19 protein-coding genes are annotated in these 19263 nt (G+C 60.5%); 9 read left to right on the top strand and 10 right to left on the bottom strand.

The window, feature by feature from the left end; genetic code table 11:
• Positions 1 to 44: 44 nt before the first annotated feature.
• The 4 genes from KXD86_RS07710 to KXD86_RS07695 form a co-directional block, all read right to left on the bottom strand.
• Positions 45 to 461, bottom strand: a complete 417-nt coding sequence (locus KXD86_RS07710; RefSeq protein WP_218635456.1) for a globin family protein — start codon at positions 459 to 461, stop codon at positions 45 to 47.
• A gap of 156 nt (positions 462 to 617) precedes the next feature.
• Entirely contained in the window at positions 618 to 2249 is a 1632-nt protein-coding gene (locus tag KXD86_RS07705; RefSeq protein WP_218635455.1) for an MFS transporter, read from the bottom strand.
• A gap of 294 nt (positions 2250 to 2543) precedes the next feature.
• Positions 2544 to 3209: a PAQR family membrane homeostasis protein TrhA gene (trhA, locus tag KXD86_RS07700; protein WP_218635454.1), complete on the bottom strand. Its 666-nt coding sequence runs from the start codon at positions 3207 to 3209 to the stop codon at positions 2544 to 2546.
• 236 nt (positions 3210 to 3445) lie between these two features.
• A complete protein-coding gene (locus tag KXD86_RS07695; RefSeq protein WP_218635453.1) occupies positions 3446 to 4156 on the bottom strand; it encodes a Crp/Fnr family transcriptional regulator in 711 nt (236 codons plus the stop codon).
• 203 nt (positions 4157 to 4359) lie between these two features.
• On the opposite strand from KXD86_RS07695, the gene KXD86_RS07690 reads away from it, so the two are divergent.
• A complete protein-coding gene (locus KXD86_RS07690; RefSeq protein WP_218635452.1) occupies positions 4360 to 5277 on the top strand; it encodes an AEC family transporter in 918 nt (305 codons plus the stop codon).
• Here KXD86_RS07690 and KXD86_RS07685 read toward each other — a convergent pair.
• Entirely contained in the window at positions 5274 to 5936 is a 663-nt protein-coding gene (locus tag KXD86_RS07685; protein WP_218635451.1) for a cation efflux transmembrane domain-containing protein, read from the bottom strand. The two genes, KXD86_RS07690 and KXD86_RS07685, sit on opposite strands and share 4 nt — an antisense overlap.
• Before the next feature lie 56 nt (positions 5937 to 5992).
• Entirely contained in the window at positions 5993 to 6451 is a 459-nt protein-coding gene (gene cadR, locus KXD86_RS07680; protein ID WP_218635450.1) for a Cd(II)/Pb(II)-responsive transcriptional regulator, read from the bottom strand.
• 261 nt (positions 6452 to 6712) lie between these two features.
• On the opposite strand from cadR, the gene KXD86_RS07675 reads away from it, so the two are divergent.
• Positions 6713 to 7222, top strand: coding sequence for a hypothetical protein (locus KXD86_RS07675; RefSeq protein ID WP_228739349.1), 510 nt, complete (start codon positions 6713 to 6715; stop codon positions 7220 to 7222).
• A gap of 45 nt (positions 7223 to 7267) precedes the next feature.
• On the opposite strand, the gene KXD86_RS07670 is transcribed toward KXD86_RS07675, so the two are convergent.
• From KXD86_RS07670 to KXD86_RS07655, 4 genes are read right to left on the bottom strand one after another with little or no spacing between them, the layout of a single operon-like run.
• On the bottom strand, positions 7268 to 8791 hold the full coding sequence (locus KXD86_RS07670; RefSeq protein WP_218635449.1) for an FAD-binding domain-containing protein: 1524 nt from the start codon (positions 8789 to 8791) through the stop codon (positions 7268 to 7270).
• Positions 8788 to 8931 carry a DUF2256 domain-containing protein gene (locus tag KXD86_RS07665; protein WP_218635448.1) on the bottom strand — a complete coding sequence of 48 codons (144 nt, stop codon included), beginning with the start codon at positions 8929 to 8931 and terminating at the stop codon, positions 8788 to 8790. The genes KXD86_RS07670 and KXD86_RS07665 overlap by 4 nt, the downstream gene beginning before the upstream one ends.
• Before the next feature lie 58 nt (positions 8932 to 8989).
• The gene (locus KXD86_RS07660; RefSeq protein ID WP_218635447.1) at positions 8990 to 9601 is read right to left on the bottom strand and encodes an SCO family protein; all 612 of its coding nucleotides are present in this window, start codon (positions 9599 to 9601) and stop codon (positions 8990 to 8992) included.
• Entirely contained in the window at positions 9598 to 10440 is an 843-nt protein-coding gene (locus tag KXD86_RS07655; RefSeq protein WP_218635446.1) for a cytochrome c oxidase assembly protein, read from the bottom strand. The genes KXD86_RS07660 and KXD86_RS07655 overlap by 4 nt, the downstream gene beginning before the upstream one ends.
• 128 nt (positions 10441 to 10568) lie before the next feature.
• Here KXD86_RS07655 and KXD86_RS07650 point away from each other — a divergent pair, with 128 nt between their 5' ends.
• From KXD86_RS07650 to KXD86_RS07620, 7 genes are all read left to right on the top strand, one after another.
• Entirely contained in the window at positions 10569 to 12257 is a 1689-nt protein-coding gene (locus tag KXD86_RS07650; protein ID WP_218635445.1) for an HAD family hydrolase, read from the top strand.
• A gap of 140 nt (positions 12258 to 12397) precedes the next feature.
• Positions 12398 to 13114 carry a response regulator gene (locus KXD86_RS07645; RefSeq protein ID WP_218635444.1) on the top strand — a complete coding sequence of 239 codons (717 nt, stop codon included), beginning with the start codon at positions 12398 to 12400 and terminating at the stop codon, positions 13112 to 13114.
• Between the two features lie 34 nt (positions 13115 to 13148).
• Positions 13149 to 14567, top strand: a complete 1419-nt coding sequence (locus tag KXD86_RS07640; protein WP_218636769.1) for an ATP-binding protein — start codon at positions 13149 to 13151, stop codon at positions 14565 to 14567.
• 110 nt (positions 14568 to 14677) lie between these two features.
• Positions 14678 to 16117: a carbohydrate porin gene (locus KXD86_RS07635; protein WP_218635443.1), complete on the top strand. Its 1440-nt coding sequence runs from the start codon at positions 14678 to 14680 to the stop codon at positions 16115 to 16117.
• Between the two features lie 25 nt (positions 16118 to 16142).
• Positions 16143 to 17402: an ABC transporter substrate-binding protein gene (locus tag KXD86_RS07630; protein WP_218635442.1), complete on the top strand. Its 1260-nt coding sequence runs from the start codon at positions 16143 to 16145 to the stop codon at positions 17400 to 17402.
• Between the two features lie 55 nt (positions 17403 to 17457).
• Entirely contained in the window at positions 17458 to 18384 is a 927-nt protein-coding gene (locus KXD86_RS07625; protein ID WP_218635441.1) for a carbohydrate ABC transporter permease, read from the top strand.
• Positions 18377 to 19246: a carbohydrate ABC transporter permease gene (locus tag KXD86_RS07620; protein WP_218635440.1), complete on the top strand. Its 870-nt coding sequence runs from the start codon at positions 18377 to 18379 to the stop codon at positions 19244 to 19246. Before KXD86_RS07625 ends, KXD86_RS07620 begins: the two co-directional genes overlap by 8 nt.
• Positions 19247 to 19263 lie beyond the last annotated feature (17 nt).

The following is a 19263-nucleotide window of genomic DNA, read 5'->3' as shown; positions in this document are numbered from 1 at the left end:
TCATGGGTGGGCATTCTTCAGGGTCCGGTGGCAGCCGAGGGCTGTCAGTAGTGGTCGTATCGGAACTTCATGTAGGTGATTCCCGGGCTCAGCACAAGCCGCCAGGCCAGCTCCACCTCATCGCAGAATTCCGGATCATAGGCGTTGACGGTATCGATCAGGCATTCCAGCCACAGGTCATAGAGGTGGGGCTTTATGTTGAGGTGTTCGGCGCTGTGCAGGTAGGCGATTCTTCGCAGCACGTCGTCAATGGTGCCACTGGCGTAAAAGGCGACCAGACTGAAAAACGACTTTTTCAGCATACTGCGTTGCGCCGCCATGTCGGTATTGCGGAACAGTATTCGGACTTCAGAAGAGGATCGCAGGAATCGCCGGTAGAAGGCTTCGAAGAACTCAATACCGTCGGACGGCGCCAGAAGAACGCGGTCATAGCTCTCATCAAAGATGTCATCGAAAGACATGATGACCTCCAGTCACCGTCAGTAAAGTAGAGCTCACTCTTAAAAAGTAGCAGTTCACTTGCCACAAAACCATGCCGGTAGGGAGTCGTGCCTCAGCCGGCAAAGCAAAGCCCCGGTCTCATCGCTGAGACCGGGGCTCTGAGGGACAGGCCGATATCAAGGGTTCTTGATGTAGGCGTTCTTGCGCAGGTAGAACCACCAGTTAACCAGCAGGCACACCGCGTAGAAAACCGCGAAACCGTACATGGCCACCTCGGGAGTTCCCGCCTGGATTTCCTGGCCCATCACCCGTGGTGCAATGAACGCACCGTAGGCCGCGATGGCAGACGTCCAGCCCAGCACGGGACCTTTCTGCTGCTGATCAAAGATGAAACCAATGCTGCGGAAGGTGGAGCCGTTACCGATACCGCTGGCTGCAAACATGATGATGAACAGAATCAGGAAGGGCGCGAAGTAGGTGTTCGGATCGGTGCTGTTGTAAGCCAGCATCATCACATAGCCGGTCGCGATCGACGCAGCCACCATCACCACGGAGATAATCTGGGTCACGATGGATCCACCGACCTTGTCAGAGATCCAGCCGCCGACCGGCCGGATCAGGGCGCCAACGAAGGGTCCCATCCAGGCCCAGGTGAGCGCGCTGGGAGCATCCGGGTTAACGACGCGTGTCACGGTGCCGTCTGCACCCACCTCCATCATGTTGCCAAAAATGACGCTGATGGACAGCGGCAGCGCGGCTGAGAAACCGATGAACGAGCCAAAGGTGAGGATGTACAGCACGGTCATCGACCAGGTGTGCTTGTTGCTGAATATCGCGAACTGGTTCTTGATGTTCGGCTTGATGTCGCCCGGGATCAGTCGCAAGAGCACGACGGTCAGCACAATGGTCACCGGCAGGGCCAGCCACATGTTCATCATCTGCAGTGCCCAGACACCGGCGATGGAGGTCAGCAGGCCGACGCCGTAGAGGCCGAGGATCTTGCTGAAGGCGGAAAGCGGGCGGCCCGGATTCGGGGTGACCACTTTCAGGTTGTTCATGCCAAACCAGCTGGCGAAGGCGAGGGGAACGAGGAACAGCAACCAGATAAAGCCTGCGTTCTGGATCCAGGTGTCGGTGCCGGCATCAATGCGACCAATCAGCGTGCCACTCGGACTTTGCAGTTGCATCGGGTCGCCGGCCAGTGCCCCGAAAAGGCCAATGGTCATGACCAGGGGAATGACAACCTGCATGGTGGTGACGCCAAAGTTACCGAGCCCGGCGTTCATGCCGAGGCCATAACCCTGCTTGCTCTTCGGGTAGAAGGTGCTGATGTTACTCATGGAGCAGGCGAAGTTGCCGCCGCCGATACCGGAGAGCAGAGCCAGAGCCTGGAACACAATAAAGGGGGTGTCCGGATTCATCAGGGCGATGCCGGTACCCAGGGCCGGAAGCATCAGCAGCGACGTGGTGAGAAACACCGTATTTCGGCCACCGGCAATCTTGATCATGAAGGAGGCCGGAATCCGCAGGGTGGCACCGGAGAGACCGGCGATGGCGCTCAGGGTAAAGAGTTGTTCCACCGAGAACGGAAAGCCCAGGTTTTTCATCTGGGTAGTGATCATTCCCCACATCAGCCAGACGGCAAAGCCCATCAGCAGGCTGGGAATGGATATCCAGAGGTTGCGGGTGGCAATGCCTTTGCCCTGCGCCTCCCAGAATTGTGGGTTCTCGACATCCCACTGCTCGATGTCGGCGTTGGTTTTATCTCTGACGTCCCTCAGCTGGACGCCCGCATTGCTTCTGGTCATGGTTTTTACTCCCTCGTTTTAGGTGCTTTTCACCGCCGGGGAAGCGGATATGAAGCGTCACGAGTTCATTGTGCAAAGCGGCAGAGGGAGGCGTTCTTGATATTCATCAACGACGAGATCGCGCCGGTTCGGCGCAATTGCCAGGGCAGGATTCGGGGCGGTTTTCAGGTAAAAAAAATTCATTTAAAACGGGAGCTTGCCGGGGTGATACTACCCAGTAGGTAAGTCTTGTACTGAACAACGCAAGAGAGGTAGCCCCTCATATCCGGGGCATGACACGGTGATTCGGCCCCATCAGGCCATGTGGGGCAGCACACCGAAGTAGATGGCGCTGAAATGACAGGCACTGCCTCCGATGACAAACAGATGCCAGACGGCGTGCATGTAGGGGATTCGGTCAGCCAGGTAAAAGGCGACGCCGGCGGTGTAGACAATGCCACCTGCAATCGTCAGGTTCAGCGCCGTTTCGCTGAGGTTGGCCACGAGGTCCGAGGAGGCGAAGGTGATCAGCCAGCCCATGGCGATGTAAATGCCCACCCGGGCCAGCTTGAAGCGATTTTTGAAGATGATCTTGAGCACAACCCCGGTCAGCGCCAGTGACCAGATCACCGCGAACAGCGTCCAGCCAACCGTGCCACGCATGTTGACCAGCAGGAAGGGCGTATAGGTACCGGCAATCAGCAGGAAAATGGCGCAATGGTCGAGCGTCTTGAACGCTTTCTTCAGTTCCGGGTGCCGTGCCCCGTGGTACAGCGCTGAGGCCATGTAGAGCAGGATCAGCGACGCCCCGAAGATGCTGAAACTGACCAGTTTCCAGGTGTCGTCCATCTGGCCCGCCCCCATGATCAGCGCGATAGTTCCGATCACGCTCAGGATAGCCCCGACACCATGGGTGGCGCTGTTCAGCCATTCCTCAATGCGGTGGTGGATGGACGCTTCAGGCGGTTGGTCAGTGGTCATGCTGGTGGTACCCGTATTTGTCATGGGGGTAAGGTACGTGAGCGTACAGGTGTACGCAACAGCGCGAGATGAACATCCTGTGATGATGCTCAGAAAATCTGAACAACCTGTCGGAAATGTTCCAATTTCACCCCGGCGCCCTTCTCTTTAGGCTGTTGCCTACAGTTTAGCTCAGGAAAGCGTTGAGCGTTTCAGGCAGCAGGGCATTGCCCTGCTGCTTTTTTTTGGGTGGGCGTTCAGCGAAGTCGCGATTTCTTTGTGCCGGTTTTCAGGCGGGAAAAGGTGGCGGGCACGACCCCGAGCCAGGAGGCAAGCTGGTTGTCCGGCACGCGTTTGACCAGCTCCGGGTACTCGTCCAGAAGCAGCTCGTAGCGCTCCCGGGCAGGCATGGTGTGTTTGCGGAATTCGCGCATGCTCGTGAGTTCGGCCAGCTCCTCGGTCAGCGCCAGCGCAAAGCGGGGCCAGAGCCCTTCGCCGTGCGCACGGATGGTCGAACGGAACTGGGAAAAGTCCGCGACCCAGAGCGTCGCCGGCGTGACTGAGGTAAGGCAGAGCGTATTGCGCACCGTGCGGGTGCGGCCAAACACCGGCCAGACCAGGTCGCCCTCGGAAAAGAAATGGTGAATGGCGACTTTACCGCTGGGCGACTCGCGGAACAGGCGCAGCAGGCCATGCTGAACCAGGTAAACCCGGCCCCAGGGCCGATCGTGTTTCTCCAGCGGGGATTCGTCATCGATCCGGTGGCGTTCGAAGAGTTGTGACAGATCACCCAGCAGGCGCGTATCCGGATCGTCCGGATCGTCGTTGGGGCGAATACCGAAAACGCGTCCCAGTCCGTGTAGCAGTGCTTCGGATTCCGGGGCCGTTTCCTGCTGAACGATGTCCGCACTGTCGTCCCCCAGCAGGCAGGGAGAAGATGACACGTCCGGCCTGAGAATGCTGTTCATGGCGTGAACCCTGTAATGAACGATCTGGCAATTATGGTAGCAGAGCTGCCGAACCAGAAATGACCTGGATCATTGCGATCTGGTAAGAGACTGAGCCTGCGACGAAAAGCCGTCTGTCGAACAGGCCCGGAAATGGCCGTCGACGCGGGATCGCGCTAAACTTTGCGGTTTCGTCCGACCGCCCCCTCTAGCCCGGAGTATCCATGGCCGCTGCGCTGGCACTGTTCATCAAATTGATCCCCCTGTACGTGACCGTTGCGCTGGGTTGGGTGGCAGGGCGCTACCTGGAGGCCAGTGGCAAGCACATCGCCGGCATTATGCTGTACATCGTGACACCCTCGGTGGTGTTCTCGGGCGTGATGGCCGCGCCACTGTCTCCGGAAGTCATATTCCTGCCCTTCCTGACGTTCGGGATTGCATCGGTGCTGGGTATTGTCCAGCTCAAGCTCGCCAGACGGGTGGTCACGGATGGCAGTGCCAGCATCATTCCCCTGTGCGTGGGCTCCGGCAATACCGGCTACTTCGGTGTGCCGGTGGCCCTGTTGCTGTTCGGGGAAGAGGGCCTCGGCCTCTACATTGTCTGCATGCTGGGCACCACCCTGTTCGAGAATTCGGTGGGGTTCTACCTCGCGGCGCGCGGCCGCTACGACCTGAAGTCGGCGCTCTGGCGGGTGGTGAAGCTGCCCTCGGTGTACGCGTTCCTGGCGGCCGTGCTCCTGAACCTGTCAGGTTTCCGGATTCCGGATATGTTCGTGCCCCTGTTCGATAATCTGCGAGGCGCCTACAGCGTCCTCGGCATGATGATCATTGGCATGAGTATCACCAGTTTCCGGGGGCTCGCCGGTAACGTCCGCTTCACCGGCCTGGCCTTTTTCGGCAAGTTTGTGGTCTGGCCGCTGGTGGCCATTCTGTTCTGGTGGCTGGATGCCAACGTATTCGGTATCTACGAGCCGGCGGTGCACAAGGCCATGTTCCTGATTTCGATCACGCCCATTGCCGCCAACACCGTGGTCATCGCGACCCTGCTCGATACCTCGCCCCGGCAGGCCGCCGGTACCGTGCTGCTGACCACGCTGTTTGCCCTGGTCTTCATTCCGGTGATGATCTCGCTCGCGTTCTAACGAGATCCCGAAGCGGAGCCTGCGGGAGCCGGCCGGCTATCGTTTGCTGCGCGCGCCTCGGCGATGTCGCTCCGGGCATGGCGCACCACGCTGATGCCTGCGGTTATCGCCAGGGTGCCCATAATGGCCGCGACGACCAGGTCAGGCCAGGCGCTACCGGTGCCAAACACCCCGAATGCCGCCGCCATGACCGCAAGGTTGCCGATGGCGTCGTTACGGCTGCACAGCCACACCGAGCGCATGTCCGAGTCCCCGTCCCGGAACCTGAACAGCATCAGGGCGACGCCAACGTTGGCTGCCAACGCCAGCAAACCGACGGCGCCCATGGTCAGGGGCTCTGGGGTGATGCCACTCTGGGCGAGCCAGACGGCTCGCGCCCAGACCACCAGGCCGAACGTCGCCATGGTCAGACCCTTGATCATCGCGGCGCGACCGCGCCAGACCATGCCCATGGAAAGTACCGTCAGGGACAGAATGTAGTTGGCGCTGTCGCCGAAAAAATCGATGGCGTCGGCAAGCAGGGACACCGAGTTGGACTGGAGACTGGCCACGCCCTCGACAAAAAACATGGCGAGATTCACCCAGAGGGCAATCCAGAGGGCGCGGCGGAAACCGGGAGCCGGGGATTTGGGTTCGGGCGCAGAACAGCTGCACGCCATGGCAAAACCTCCTGATGATGTTTTCCTACAGTTAAAACCCTGTAGTTACTACAGAGTCAACCGTGGCCCTGGCCGTGGGTGCCGGGCACATGGTTGTGCTTGTCGGAAGTATCGAGGTCATCCAGTTCTGTCGCCAGGCCCCCAAGAATGCCGCATTCACGGACGGTTCGGCCTTCACTGCATGCTTTCTGAAGGGTTTCCAGCGTTTCTTCCAGGCTCGCCAGTTCCCGCCGACGCTCGCGAACGTGATTCAGATGCCGCGCCAGCAAGGCGTCCACGCCGCTGCAATCGGCCTCCGGATTCTCCGCCAATCGGATCAGTTCGCGGATTTCGTCCTGGGCCATATCCAGGCTGCGGCAGCGTTTGATGAACAGCAGACGATCCAGGTGAGCCTGACGATAGGAGCGGTAGCCGCTGGCGGTGCGGTCAGGTTCCGGAAGCAGGCCGATCTTTTCATAGTAGCGGACGGTTTCCACGGGGATACTGGCCTGCCTCGAGATTTCGCCGATCTTCATAGCCTGTCCGATCTCGCTTGTGCAGTGGTTGGGGCTCCAGGCTGCGCCGGGAGCAGGGTCTTCCACCATAGCGTTCCGTGCCTGCCACGACAATAAACACGCCTGCGCGTGGCCCGACATTCGGCGTGGGGCAGCGCTGAACTGTGCATAACTGACACAGATCAAACCTGGATCAATCTGCCCCGGAAATTCAGTTTCGGTTCAGACATGAGGTCTTTAATGTTGATGAGTAACCGACAATGGTGAACAAGGAGATTCAACATGCGTTCCGCAACAAAGTTTTTGGCAATCGGTGTTCTGGTGGCCGCCCCGGTATGGGCCTTTGCTCACGGCAGTGATGGTCCGTCCACGGGCCATGGGCCCGGCATGATGATGAATCAGGAGCAGATGGACCAGATGCACCAGAACTGGTCGAGGATGGACAACATGATGCAGCAGGTTCCGGATGCTGGCTCTCCGGCCGAGCGTCAGCGCCTGATGGAGGAGCATTGGGAGGCCATGGAAGAACAGATGGAACTGATGCATCAGGGCATGATGGGCCCCGGGATGATGGGCGGCGGCAGCCAGGGAATGATGGGCGGCGGCAGCCAGGGAATGATGGGCGGCAATCAGGGTCAGGGCATGATGAACAACCAGTCGGGTGATCGCTCCGCGAATGCTGACAAGGGCACCGTTGACCAGCGCATGCGGATGATGGAAGACCGAATGGACCAGATGCAGTTGATGATGGAGCAGATGTTCCGGCACCAGCAGCAGCGCAACCAGAACTGATCGTCGGTCCGGATCCTTCGGTTTGAGCCACCCCAGGGAAGGGGGTCAGTCAAACAGCGACAATTGCGAGTCGGGGGGTGATTCCCGGGATGGCGTGGCGGGCCTGCGCTGAACGGGACCCTTACGGCTGCCATGGCGGTGCAGGACCCGGTCGGTTTCCCGGGCCGACACGTGCTGTTTGCGAAACTCTCCGATGGCCTTGCGCGCGGCCCGGGCGGCGTGCTCGTGGTCGCACACCGGGCTGATATAGGTGTTGCCGCCATAGCGCTCCTTTTGGGCGGGGGTCATCAGCCAGGGCGTATGCACCAGATCCACCGGAACGCCCTGAAGTTCCGGGATCCAGCGCCGGATGAATTCGCCCTCGGGGTCCAGCTTCTGGCTCTGCAGCACCGGGTTGTAGATGCGCAGGGCGTTGATGCCGGTCAGCCCCGACTGCATTTGTGCCTGGGGGTAGTGGATGCCAGGCTCGAAATCGGTGAACTGTCGGGCCAGGTGCAGGGCCGGGTTGCGCCAGTGCAGCCAGAGCTGGTAGCTGGCAACGGCCATCAGCATCGCCCGCATGCGGAAATTGATCCAGCCGGTGAGGTGGAGTGCGCGCATGCAGGCGTCCACCAGTGGCCAGCCAGTTTGGCCTTCCTGCCAACGTTGCAGCCGTTCGGAATCGCCGGGGCCTGACTTCAGCCCTTCCAGTTCCCGGTGCATGGCCCGGAATTCCAGTTCCGGTTCGTCTTCCAGTTTCTGGATGAAGTGGCAGTGCCAGTGCAGTCGCGAGCGAAAACTGGTCAGGCTGCGTTTTTTTCGCGGCAGGCTGTTTGAATGTTGCCCGGTCGCCTTGGCGCTCTGATAGACCTCCCTGAGACTGACGGTGCCGTAGGCAAGGTGTGGGCTGAGGCGAGAACACGCCCGCACGGCACTGACCGGGCTGGAGATGTTGTACTGGTAGCCGACACAGCGACGCTCCAGAAACGAGGCCAGGAGTTTCTCGCCCCGCTGACTGCCACCGGCCTGACGATCGGGGCAGGGCCCGGCCTGCTGAGTGGGTGGCGTGGTGATGACAGTCCCCAGACGGGCGAGGTCGGCGGGCATGATCAGCCGTTCCGGAACGGCCGGTGGTTTCGCACGCATCACCGCAGACCATGCCTGGTCCCAGAGATCCCGATCCTGAAGCCGTCGAACCACCCCAAACTGCTGCCACTCCCGGAATTCGATGCTCCGTTCCTGGCACCAGCCGATCACATTGTTATCCCTTTCAAAGGTCCATTGACCTCCGGTTTCCTGGTGGCAAAACACCCGCTTGATGGGGTACGCGGCTGCCAGCCGGCCGAGGGCGTCGTTTACCGACCCATGCATCACCAGCAGATCGCTGCCGATGCGCCGGAGCTGGCGTCGCAGGTCTGCCAGCGAGTCTTCAATGAAGTGCCATTGCCGGGCCGAGGTGTCCGGAAGTTGCCAGTAGCCCGGCTCGACCACGTACAGTGGAATGACCGGTTCACCGAGTTCCGCCGCAGCGCTCAAGGGCCCATGATCGCGGGTGCGCAGATCGCGTTTGTACCAGACGACGGTGGTCATGGTGAGCTACTCCGGTTTCGTCGGCAGCGTTCGCTGCAATAGCGAACGGTGTCCCAGTCCTTCGCCCATTTCTTGCGCCAGGTAAAGGGACGCTGGCAGACCGGGCAGATTTTCGAGGGCAGATGCGGTTTCTTGTGCATGGTGCGGGCCGGATCTCCTGTCAGTAGCCCACAAATACGGTATCGGTGCCGGTCAGGATCAGCTTTCGCGGGCCAGGGCGGTCAGATCCTCGCTCATCATCCGGGGTGTCAGGCCCGGGCGAAACAGCAGGCGGGCGTTTCCGGCTCCGTCAAACACATACACCGCCGCGCTGTGGGATACCTGGTAGTTGCCCTCGGCGTCCGGCTCGTCGTAGCCGAAGGTGGTGCGATAACGCTTGGTCAGATCCCGCAGGGCGGGTTCTTCCGCGGTCATGCCGATAATGTTGGCGCCGAAGAAATCCACGTAGCTGGCAATCCGTTTCGGTGTGTCCCGTCGCGGGTCCACGCTGACAAACAGGGTGGTTACCCGGTTCTGAAGGTCCTCGGGCATCTGTCCGATGGCCGTGCCGAGGCTGCCCAGTGTGGTCGGGCAGACATCCGGGCAGGCGGTGAAGCCAAAATATACCAGGCGTATCTGGCCGTCCGTATCGGCTTCGGTCACCGTCTCGCCCGAGGTGCCGGTCAGCCGGAATTCGAGGTCGGGCATCAGGCCGCTGACGTCCTTGCCATGCCAGTCGGCGTTGCGGTCGGAGCAGCCTTGCAGGACGAGCAGGAGCGCCAGTATTGCCAGCACGGCCATCCGGTTACGGGGAGTGAGGAACTGTCTCATGATGCTGGCCCTTCCGTTACGGTCTTACGGCTGGTGAATTTGCCATCCTCATGCATGGCCCGGCGAAGAATGATCAGGATGCCGAGGATGCTCATCATTGCCGGTGGAATCCAGGTCAGTAACCCGCCCAGCAGCTGGTCGGTTTCCGGTGGCATCGGCCAGGCCCGGCCACAGACCTCGTACACGTCGTACACCATGCCCCGGGAGAACACGATCCAGGCGCCCAGGATCATTTGTGGGATTGCCACCAATGCCAGCAACAGGATTCGTTTGCCATAACCGAGGGCGGTGCTGACCGCCGGGGACCGGGCGTCGAAGATTAGCCACCAGAAAAGCAGGCCGTCCAGCAGCATGCTCCAGTTCATCAGCCAATAGAGCTGGCGGCTTAACATGGCGTCGAAATGGATGGGGGGCCAGAGCCAGAAGTAGATCAGTCCGACGAACAGAATCGAGGCAATGGCCGGTTGCTGCAGTATCCGGTACACCAGCCCGAGTGGCCTGAGCATTCGGCGACCGCCGGAACCGAGCGCGCGGTGCCAGTACCGCAGGACCGGCAGCGGGTTGGACAGCGCGATCAGGATTGGGCCCAGGTGATGCAGAATCAGGTGCTGGCCGCGATGGACAAAAAACATGTACTGGGAGTAGTAGTCGAACCGGGTCTGCATTGCGCCGTAACACAGCAATACCCCCGCCACGAACGCAATGATTCGGCCAGGGCCCGGTCGATCGGCCTCCGGAAGTCGCTGCAGCGCCACCCCGTAGAGCCCCAGCGCCAGTGCGAAGCTGAGCACCGTGAGTGGAGAGAAATCGTAAGGCAGCAGGTAGCTGGCGGCAGACATGGAAAGCACTCTTTATGTGCAAGTACGGGAAACAGCGTTTATCTTTTTTGTTAGACCCCGTCGAGTCTTACCGGCATGGCGGAGGATTTCAAGACCGGTTCAAACAGGTTTCCTGACGGAGAATGTGGATGGCGCGATTCGACGATGCCATAGCGGCGCCTTCGGTGCTGATTTTTGATTGGCATGGCACCCTGGTGGACACCCACGATGCCATGTTCAGTGCCATGGAGGACATGCTGCCGCAGCTGGAAGAGCTGAACCTGGTGGATCGGCTGCTCCCCGAAGACAAATGCCGAACCGCGGACGATGCCCGGCTGGTGCGCTACATCCGGATTTTCCGGCGCCTGCACCCGCGGATCCTTGCCGAGCGCCGAGTGTCCCGTACCGACATCTTCAATGCCATCTTTGGTGATGACCGGGATGCCAAACTGATCGCCCATAACGCCTACAATGAGGCCTACCGCCGTTATTTCGGCAAGGTCAGGCCCTTTCAGCCCGGCGCCTATGAGTACCTGTCCGCGCTCAAGGCCATGGGCATCAAACTGGCGGTTTCCACCAACCGCAACCGGGAGTTCCTGGATAGGGAAATCGTCACGGTGGACGAAGGCCGCTGGCAGCATTTGTTCGATGCGACGGTCTGTGCCGACGATGTCACCGAGTACAAGCCGGACCCGGAGGTCATCCTCAAGACGCTGGAAAAGCTGGGGCTACCCGTTGATGAGCGGGCCTGGTACGTCGGGGACAGCTACGTCGACATGCTGACCGCGAACAAGGCGGGGGTGGCCGGTGTGTTCTATAACGGGGCCTGCTGGGAACCGGACCGGATCAACAGCTGGTTTTCCTTTCGCGATGCTCCGTCGGCCATTCTCGACAGCTTCGAGGACCTGCTGGACCTGCTCGCGCTGCTGGAACGGGAGAATCCGGATGCCTTTCGCCAGGCACCGGCGGAAGTACGACCGAAACCCTTCCCGCCGCCCCAGCGGCCCACGCCACGGGTGGAGGCGGACTGGCACCCTGCCGTGGTCAAGCTTATCCGGCCCTCGGTGGTGCTGTTCGACTGGCACGCGACCCTCGTCGACACGCTGGACGCCATGTACCACGCCGTGGATGACATGCTGCCGGACTTCCACAAACTGGACCTGATGGACCGCATGGTGTCACCCGAGGACAGCAAGACCCCGGAGGATGCCCGGCTGGTGGCCTATGTCCGGGAGTTTGCCCGCCTCCATCCCAAGGTAAAGGCCGACCGCAAGATCTCGCGGACCGATATCTTCGAGGTGCTGTTCGGTGACGACCAGGCGTCCAAACAGGTTGCCCACCGGGCGTTTAACTATCACTACCGCAATCACTACGGCACCGTGAAAGCCTTCGAGCCCCGGGTGCGGGACGTGCTCGAAGGGCTGCGGCGGCTGCACATGCAGGTCGGGGTGATCACCAACCGGGATCGCGAATTTTTCGAGCACGAACTGGCGGCGGTCGAAGAGACTGGCTGGACGGAGCTGTTCGATGTGGACGTGTGCGGCGACGATACGCCGCTGCGGAAACCCCATCCGGACCAGCTACTGCTGGCGGTGCAGAAACTGGACTATCCGCCGGACCCGAGTGTCTGGTACGTCGGCGACAGCACGACCGATGTGATTGCCGCCAAGCGGGCGGGGATGACCTCGGTGTTCTTCAACGGCGCCCAGTGGGACCTACCCTGGTTGAACCGGATTTTTCCCGGTACCCACAAGCACCCCGACAAGCCGGATGTGGTGGTCAACGATTTCTCGGAATTCTGGGCCCTGGTGCTGGCGTGTGAGGTGGGGCCGCCCTGAGCCGACGGACAGTATGGGCTGCATGGCAGGCCAATAATCGTGAAGATCTGCTAAGGTATCGTCTTGGCAAAAGCCCGGCGCTTTTGACTGCATGCTCGAGGGCGATCCTCCGAGCCAACGACAACAAAAACGATCAAGCCATGACCGATACCAAAGCATCGATACTTGTAGTTGATGACGATGCCTCCATCCGTGAGCTACTCCAGGAGCACCTCTCCAGAGTCGGCTATGAGATTCACACAGCGGCAGACGGTGAGCAGATGCGGGAGCGCCTCAACGCCTTTCCCATTGAGCTGATCGTGCTGGACGTGATGCTGCCCGGGGACGACGGCTTCACCCTGTGCCGGGAGGTTCGTGAGCATTCGCAGGTCCCCATCATCATGTTGACGGCCAGTTCCGACGAAACCGACCGGGTGGTCGGACTGGAAATCGGCGCCGACGACTACCTGGCCAAACCGTTCAGCTCGCGCGAGTTGCAGGCCCGGGTCAAGGCGTTGCTGAGACGGGCACGGTTCGCCAAGTGCGAGAATCCCCGGTACATCCTGTTTGACCGTTGGCGCCTGGATACCCTGACCCACGAGCTGATCGACAAGGATGGCCAGAGTACCGCGCTCTCCGGTGCCGATTTCGCGCTGCTTCAGTTGTTCCTCAGCCACCCCAACCAGGTACTCGACCGCGACACCATTTCCGGGGTCACCCGTGGCCGTGAATCCATGCCCCTCGACAGGGTGGTGGATGTGGCGGTCAGCCGGCTGCGGCAGAGGCTCCGGGATCAGGGGCGTAACCCGAAACTGATCAAGACAGTGCGTGGAGCGGGCTATCTGCTCGCCGCGACGGTGAGTCATGGGTCCGACTGACACGGGCGAGCAACGCGGCCTGTTCCGCCGCTGGATGCCATCCTCCCTGCTCGGTCGGGTGTTGTTGCTGACGCTCCTTGCCATGGCCTGTGCCCAGATCATTTCCAGCGCGGCCTGGGTCGCCACCTATCGGGCCCAGCAGGAAGAGGGGCTGGTTGCCACCACCCGCAATCTGGCCCAGTCCGCCGCCGCCACCGCGCAATTCTTCAACTCTCTGCCCCAGGAGTACCGGCACATTGTGCTGGACCAACTGCGGGATATGGGCGGGACCCGGTTTTTTGTCTCCCTGAATAGCAAGCGCATCGACATGCGCCCCGTGCCGGACACCGGGCGCAAGCAACTGGTCATGGAGGAAGTGCGCGCGGTCCTGCGTCAGCGACTTGGTAACCAGATCAACCTGCACGTCGATTTTGTTCATCCCGATGATCTTCGGATCCTGAATACCGAGCTGCCACTGGATGCGTTACCCCGCTCGTGGGCGCACTATGCGCTGACACTGGAGCCGCTGAATCCTCCGGTGCTGGTGACCCAGATAGAAGTGGATGAGGATGAGTGGCTGTATCTGGCGGCCGCCATGCCGGCACCTTTCGTCTCCCTGGAAGAGGAAGAAATCCCCGGCCAGCAAATTCTGTTTGTGGTCGTCATGATCAGCATCCTGTTCCCGGTACTGGCATGGTTGATCCGGCAACAGACCAGGCCCTTGCGCAAACTGGCCAAGGCCGCCCGTGACCTGCAGCTGGATGACAATCCACCGCCGCTTTCTGAACAGGGCAGTGCCGAGATCGTGGCCGTTACCCGCAGTTTCAATTCCATGCGCCAGCGTCTGCAGAGCTACATCAATGACCGGGATCAACTGTTCCGTGCGATATCCCATGACCTGAAAACACCGATTACCCGGCTGAGGCTGCGCGTGGACCTGATCGACGATGAGCCCATGCGTGAACGACTCGAGGCCGACCTTCAGGAACTGGAACTTCTGGTCAAGAACGCGCTCCAGTCGGTGAAGGAAACGGACATTCACGAGAACGTCGAATGGGTGGATCTGGAGCGACTGTTGCGGGGTATGGCGGAGGCCTACCAGGGCGAGGACCAGCACCGTGTAACGGTCGAGGGCCACTGCCGCCCGTATCGGGGAAAGCCGCTGGCGCTGAAGCGCTGCCTCGGCAACCTGGTGGACAATGCCGTCAAATACGGACATGTGGCCCGGGTGCGTCTTGAAGACGAGCCTGGTCGGGTGATGATCCACGTGGAGGATGAAGGGGAGGGCGTTCCTGAGGATCAACTGTCCAGGATTTTTGAGCCCTACTACCGTCTTCATACCAGCCAGCGCCAGGGCCATGGATTGGGGCTCGGAATCGCCCGGGATATCGCCCGGAGCCACGGCGGCGAGCTGGCCACTGCCAATCGCCCGGAAGGCGGGTTGCACGTCACACTCACGCTGGTGCGGCACTGAAAGGCCGATGTAACACCTTTGTTACATCGGCCTTTCAGTTTGATACTCATCGCCCTGGTTTCCTCCCATAGACTCCTGCGTTGTGAAGACAACAAAAACAAGGAGTCACTATGTTTCACGCTACGAAGGGCCCTGTCCGGGTCCGGTTCGCTGATCAACCCCTTTCCGTTGCAACGGCCGTGCTGTCGCTGGCACTGGCAGCCACGCCAGTGCACGCCCAGGAGCAACAGAGTGTCGAGGAGCGCCTTGAGGCCCTGGAAAACAGGCTGGCGGACGTTGAGCCCCGGGCTACCGGCGATGAGGGGTTTTCATTCAATACCTATGCCCGTTCCGGACTGCTGCTCAATGGCGATCTGCAAAGCGCTCCCGGTGGGCCCTACCTGACGCCTGCCGGCTCCGTCGGCGGGGCGGTTGGCCGCCTCGGTAACGAGCCGGATACCTACCTTGAAGCCATCCTGAATTACCGACAGGTGGCCGAGAACGGGACCAAGTCCCACTACCGACTGATGATCGCCGATTCCACCACGTCCTCGAATGACTGGACGGCAGGCGACGGGGCACTTAACGTCCGTCAGGCCTACGTTCAGTTCAGTGACCTGGCCAGCTTTACGGGCATCTTTGCCGACGCCTCGATCTGGGCTGGCAAGCGTTTCGACCGGGACCTTGATTTCGATATCCACTGGCTGGACAGTGATATCGTCTTTCTCGGGGGCCTGGGCGCCGGTATATACGACGTCCGGTTTGCCGACGGCGTGACCTCCAATTTCTCCCTGTATGGTCGCAGCTTCAGTGAATTTCCCGCCGATCCCGAGTCTTTCTCCGATGAAGAGCACAGCACCGATAACCTGATCCTCACCGCCAACAACTATTTCGGAAACGTGGAGTGGCTGATCAGCGGCATGAAGGCCCAGGAAAACGACCTGCGGGTGGTTGGCGGGGTGACTGAGGCCGCAGAGACTGGCGTGCACACCATGCTGGCCTATCACGGCGACAGTTTCTTTGGTTTGTCAGACGGTAACTTCAAGGCAGCGGTCATCCATGGCCAGGGTCTGGGCGCCGAAACCAAGAACATTGGTGCCGATGGCGACCTTCACGAGGATGCCGTCAGTACCCGTCTGGCGGTCTACGGCACCACCTACCTCAGCGAGACCTGGCGTGTTGCTCCAGCAATCCTTGCCGAAACCAGCAAAGACCGGTACATCAAGGGTGACGAATACCAGTGGCTCACCTTCAACGCCCGGCTGGCCCAGGAGTTGACCGCCAATTTCGAGATGCAGTACGAAGCATCCTGGCAGACCATGGACCTCACAACGCTGGGGTATCAGGGACGTAACGACGTGGATGGCTATTACAGCCGCTTTACCGTGGCACCCACCTTCAAGCCCCAGGTTGGAGGCTTCTGGAACCGCCCCGAGATCCGTGTGTTCGCCAGTTATTCCACCTGGGATGACGAGCTCGAAGGCTATGCAGCCGGCGATGCCCTGGGCGCGGACCGCGATTTCGAGAGCAGCCAATGGACCTTCGGGACCCAGATGGAAGTCTGGTTCTGAGCGCAAACAACAATAAGGAGTCACTATGAACACCTTCAAGAAAACTCTGTCTGCGGTAGCGATGTCTGCCGCGCTTTTCCCGGCGACGTCGCTCCAGGCGGGGGAAGTGGAAGTTCTGCATTGGTGGACCGCGGGAGGCGAGGCCCGGGCCGCTGCGGCCCTGAAAGAGATGATGGAAGAGCAGGGGCACACCTGGAAGGACTTTGCCGTCGCCGGGGGCGGTGGTGAGGCTGCCATGACGGTGCTGAAAACCCGGGCGGTATCGGGGAACCCTCCGGCGGCCGCCCAGATCAAGGGCCTGGATATCCGGGAGTGGGCCAAGCTGGGGTTCCTGACCAGTCTGGACGACGTCGCCGAAGCGGAGGGCTGGGATCAGTTGGTGCCACCCATGATCTCCGAGGTCATGCAGTACGAAGGTGAGTACGTGGCGGTGCCCGTCAACGTGCACCGTGTTAACTGGCTCTGGGTCAATCCGGAGGTGATGGAGAAGGTGGGCGTTGAAGTGCCCGGCTCACTGGAGGAATTCTTTACCGTCGCCGACAAACTCCAGGCCGCCGGTTATATTCCGCTGGCCCATGGTGGTCAGCCCTGGCAGGACGCCACCGTCTTCGAGGCCGTGGCCCTGGCCGTCATGGACAGCGACACCTACCGCAAAGCCTTCGTTGAACACGATATGGACGTGATCAACAGTGCCGTGATGGAAGACGTCTTTGCCAAGTTCGCCAAAGTCATGAGCTACGTCGATGACAATGCGGCGGGTCGGGACTGGAATACCGCAACCGGCATGGTCATCCGTGGCGAAGCCGCCATGCAGATCATGGGGGACTGGGCCAAGGGCGAATTCACCGCCGCCGGCCTGACGCCGGGCGAGGACTACCTGTGTGCCGCGGCCCCCGGGACCGCCGGTGAGTTCACCTTCAACGTCGATTCCTTCGCCATGTTCAGTCTCAGCGATGAGGACAACGTGGCGGCCCAGAAGGACCTTGCCCGTACCATTCTCGAGCCCGAGTTCCAGACGGTGTTCAACCAGAACAAGGGCTCCATCCCGGTTCGGACCGACATGGATATGTCCGACTTTGATGCCTGCGCCCAGGCCTCCATGGAGACCTTCAAGAGCAGCGCCGACACCGGTGAACTGGTGCCGAGCCTGGCCCACGGATTGGCGACCACCAGCTACATCCAGGGGCAGGTCTTTGATGTTGTCACCAACTTCGTGAACTCCAGCGACAAGGATCCGGTGAAGGCCACGGATCAGTTGGCCGCTGCGATTCAGGCCGCGAAGTAAAGCCGTCAGGAGCCACCCGTCCGGGTGGCTCTCCGGTTCATTCGGGAGAACTCTCATGGAACAGATTCAGCGGCGCCCGTTTCGGGCCGTCAGTGCTCCGTCACGACTGCTGGACGGCCTGCAGCGTTGGTTGCCGAAGCTGGTGGTCGCACCGACTTTCCTGTTGATCGGCGTTGGCATCTACGGCTACATGCTGTGGACCGGTGTCTTGTCGTTCACCAGTTCCAGCTTCCTGCCCACTTACGACTTTGTCGGTTTTGATCAGTACGCCAAGCTTATGGCCAATGACCGGTGGCTGACCGCCTCCCGGAACCTCGCCATTTTCGGTGGTATGTTCATCGCCATTTGCCTGTTGATCGGTGTGTTGTTGGCCATTTTCCTGGATCAGCGTATCCGCCAGGAAGGGGCCATCCGTACGATCTATCTCTATCCCATGGCCTTGTCGATGATCGTGACCGGCACGGTCTGGAAGTGGATTCTTAACCCGAGTCTGGGTATCGAAAAGCTGATGCGCGACTGGGGCTGGACATCGTTCAGTTTTGACTGGCTCGTGAATTCGGACCTGGCCATCTACACCATCGTGATGGCGGCGGTCTGGCAGGCTTCCGGGTTTGTCATGGCGTTGTTTCTTGCCGGTCTGCGCGGGGTCGATTCGTCGATCATCCGGGCGGCCCGGGTTGATGGCGCCAGCCTGCCACTCATCTACTGGAAGATCATCCTGCCGACTCTCCGGCCGGTGTTTTTCAGTGCGGTCATGGTGCTGGCGCACATCGCCATCAAGAGCTTTGACCTGGTCATGGCGATGACGGCCGGTGGTCCCGGTTATTCCACCGATCTTCCGGCAGTCTTCATGTACGCCCACACGTTCACTCGGGGTCAGATGGGCCTGGGTTCGGCCAGCGCAATGCTGATGCTGGGAGCGATACTGGCTCTGATCGTGCCTTACCTGTATTCGGAACTGAGGGAGAAGCGGCATGACTGATCACTTCAATAACGCGTTCCGCCCGGGCCGGCTGGCCATCTACGGGGTGCTGATCCTCGCGTGCCTGGTGTACCTGGTGCCGCTGTTCATCATGCTGGTGACCAGTTTCAAGACCCCCATGGATATCCGTACCGGCAACCTGGTGGCGCTGCCCACGGACTGGACCGTGATTGGCTGGACCAAGGCCTGGTCCGAGGCCTGCACCGGCGTTCAGTGCAATGGCATCAGCGGCTACTTCTGGAATTCATTCAAGATGACCGTTCCGGCCGTGATGATCTCGACGCTGCTGGGAGCGTTCAATGGCTATGTGCTGGCCAAGTGGAAATTCCGCGGGTCGGACCTGTTGTTCGGGCTTCTGCTGTTCGGATGCTTCGTGCCGTTTCAGGTGGTGCTGCTGCCGATGGCTGCGACGCTCGGCAAACTCGGGCTGGCGAACACCACGCCGGGGCTGGTGCTGGTGCACGTCATATACGGGGTGGCCTTCACGACGTTGTTTTTCCGCAACTACTACGTGGCCATTCCCGATGCATTGATCAAAGCGGCGCGGCTCGATGGCGCCGGGTTCTTCACCATCTTTTTCCGCATTCTCCTGCCCATGTCCACGCCCATCTTCATGGTCTCGCTGATCTGGCAGTTCACCCAGATCTGGAACGACTTCCTGTTCGGGGTGGTTTTCGCCAGTGGTGACAGCCAGCCGATCACCGTTGCGCTGAACAACCTGGTCAACACCAGCACCGGCGTCAAGGAATACAACGTGGATATGGCCGCGGCCATGATTGCGGCGTTGCCGACACTGGTGGTCTACATCGTGGCGGGTAAATACTTCATCCGGGGCCTGACCGCCGGATCTGTCAAAGGCTGACCTGAGAGGAAAACAAC

This window comes from Marinobacter arenosus (assembly GCF_019264345.1).
Lineage (GTDB): Bacteria > Pseudomonadota > Gammaproteobacteria > Pseudomonadales > Oleiphilaceae > Marinobacter > Marinobacter arenosus.
The sequence above is the reverse complement of the archived record's forward strand: the minus strand, read 5'-3'. Positions and strand labels throughout refer to the sequence as shown.

Excerpts from the sequence above, each read along its gene's own strand:
- KXD86_RS07710 (WP_218635456.1), bottom strand. The coding sequence starts at position 461 with ATGTCTTTCGATGACATCTTTGATGAGAGCTATGACCGCGTTCTTCTG.
- KXD86_RS07705 (WP_218635455.1), bottom strand. The coding sequence starts at position 2,249 with ATGACCAGAAGCAATGCGGGCGTCCAGCTGAGGGACGTCAGAGATAAA.
- trhA (WP_218635454.1), bottom strand. The coding sequence starts at position 3,209 with ATGACCACTGACCAACCGCCTGAAGCGTCCATCCACCACCGCATTGAG.
- KXD86_RS07695 (WP_218635453.1), bottom strand. The coding sequence starts at position 4,156 with ATGAACAGCATTCTCAGGCCGGACGTGTCATCTTCTCCCTGCCTGCTG.
- KXD86_RS07690 (WP_218635452.1), top strand. The coding sequence starts at position 4,360 with ATGGCCGCTGCGCTGGCACTGTTCATCAAATTGATCCCCCTGTACGTG.
- KXD86_RS07685 (WP_218635451.1), bottom strand. The coding sequence starts at position 5,936 with ATGGCGTGCAGCTGTTCTGCGCCCGAACCCAAATCCCCGGCTCCCGGT.
- cadR (WP_218635450.1), bottom strand. The coding sequence starts at position 6,451 with ATGAAGATCGGCGAAATCTCGAGGCAGGCCAGTATCCCCGTGGAAACC.
- KXD86_RS07675 (WP_228739349.1), top strand. The coding sequence starts at position 6,713 with ATGCGTTCCGCAACAAAGTTTTTGGCAATCGGTGTTCTGGTGGCCGCC.
- KXD86_RS07670 (WP_218635449.1), bottom strand. The coding sequence starts at position 8,791 with ATGACCACCGTCGTCTGGTACAAACGCGATCTGCGCACCCGCGATCAT.
- KXD86_RS07665 (WP_218635448.1), bottom strand. The coding sequence starts at position 8,931 with ATGCACAAGAAACCGCATCTGCCCTCGAAAATCTGCCCGGTCTGCCAG.
- KXD86_RS07660 (WP_218635447.1), bottom strand. The coding sequence starts at position 9,601 with ATGAGACAGTTCCTCACTCCCCGTAACCGGATGGCCGTGCTGGCAATA.
- KXD86_RS07655 (WP_218635446.1), bottom strand. The coding sequence starts at position 10,440 with ATGTCTGCCGCCAGCTACCTGCTGCCTTACGATTTCTCTCCACTCACG.
- KXD86_RS07650 (WP_218635445.1), top strand. The coding sequence starts at position 10,569 with ATGGCGCGATTCGACGATGCCATAGCGGCGCCTTCGGTGCTGATTTTT.
- KXD86_RS07645 (WP_218635444.1), top strand. The coding sequence starts at position 12,398 with ATGACCGATACCAAAGCATCGATACTTGTAGTTGATGACGATGCCTCC.
- KXD86_RS07640 (WP_218636769.1), top strand. The coding sequence starts at position 13,149 with ATGCCATCCTCCCTGCTCGGTCGGGTGTTGTTGCTGACGCTCCTTGCC.
- KXD86_RS07635 (WP_218635443.1), top strand. The coding sequence starts at position 14,678 with ATGTTTCACGCTACGAAGGGCCCTGTCCGGGTCCGGTTCGCTGATCAA.
- KXD86_RS07630 (WP_218635442.1), top strand. The coding sequence starts at position 16,143 with ATGAACACCTTCAAGAAAACTCTGTCTGCGGTAGCGATGTCTGCCGCG.
- KXD86_RS07625 (WP_218635441.1), top strand. The coding sequence starts at position 17,458 with ATGGAACAGATTCAGCGGCGCCCGTTTCGGGCCGTCAGTGCTCCGTCA.
- KXD86_RS07620 (WP_218635440.1), top strand. The coding sequence starts at position 18,377 with ATGACTGATCACTTCAATAACGCGTTCCGCCCGGGCCGGCTGGCCATC.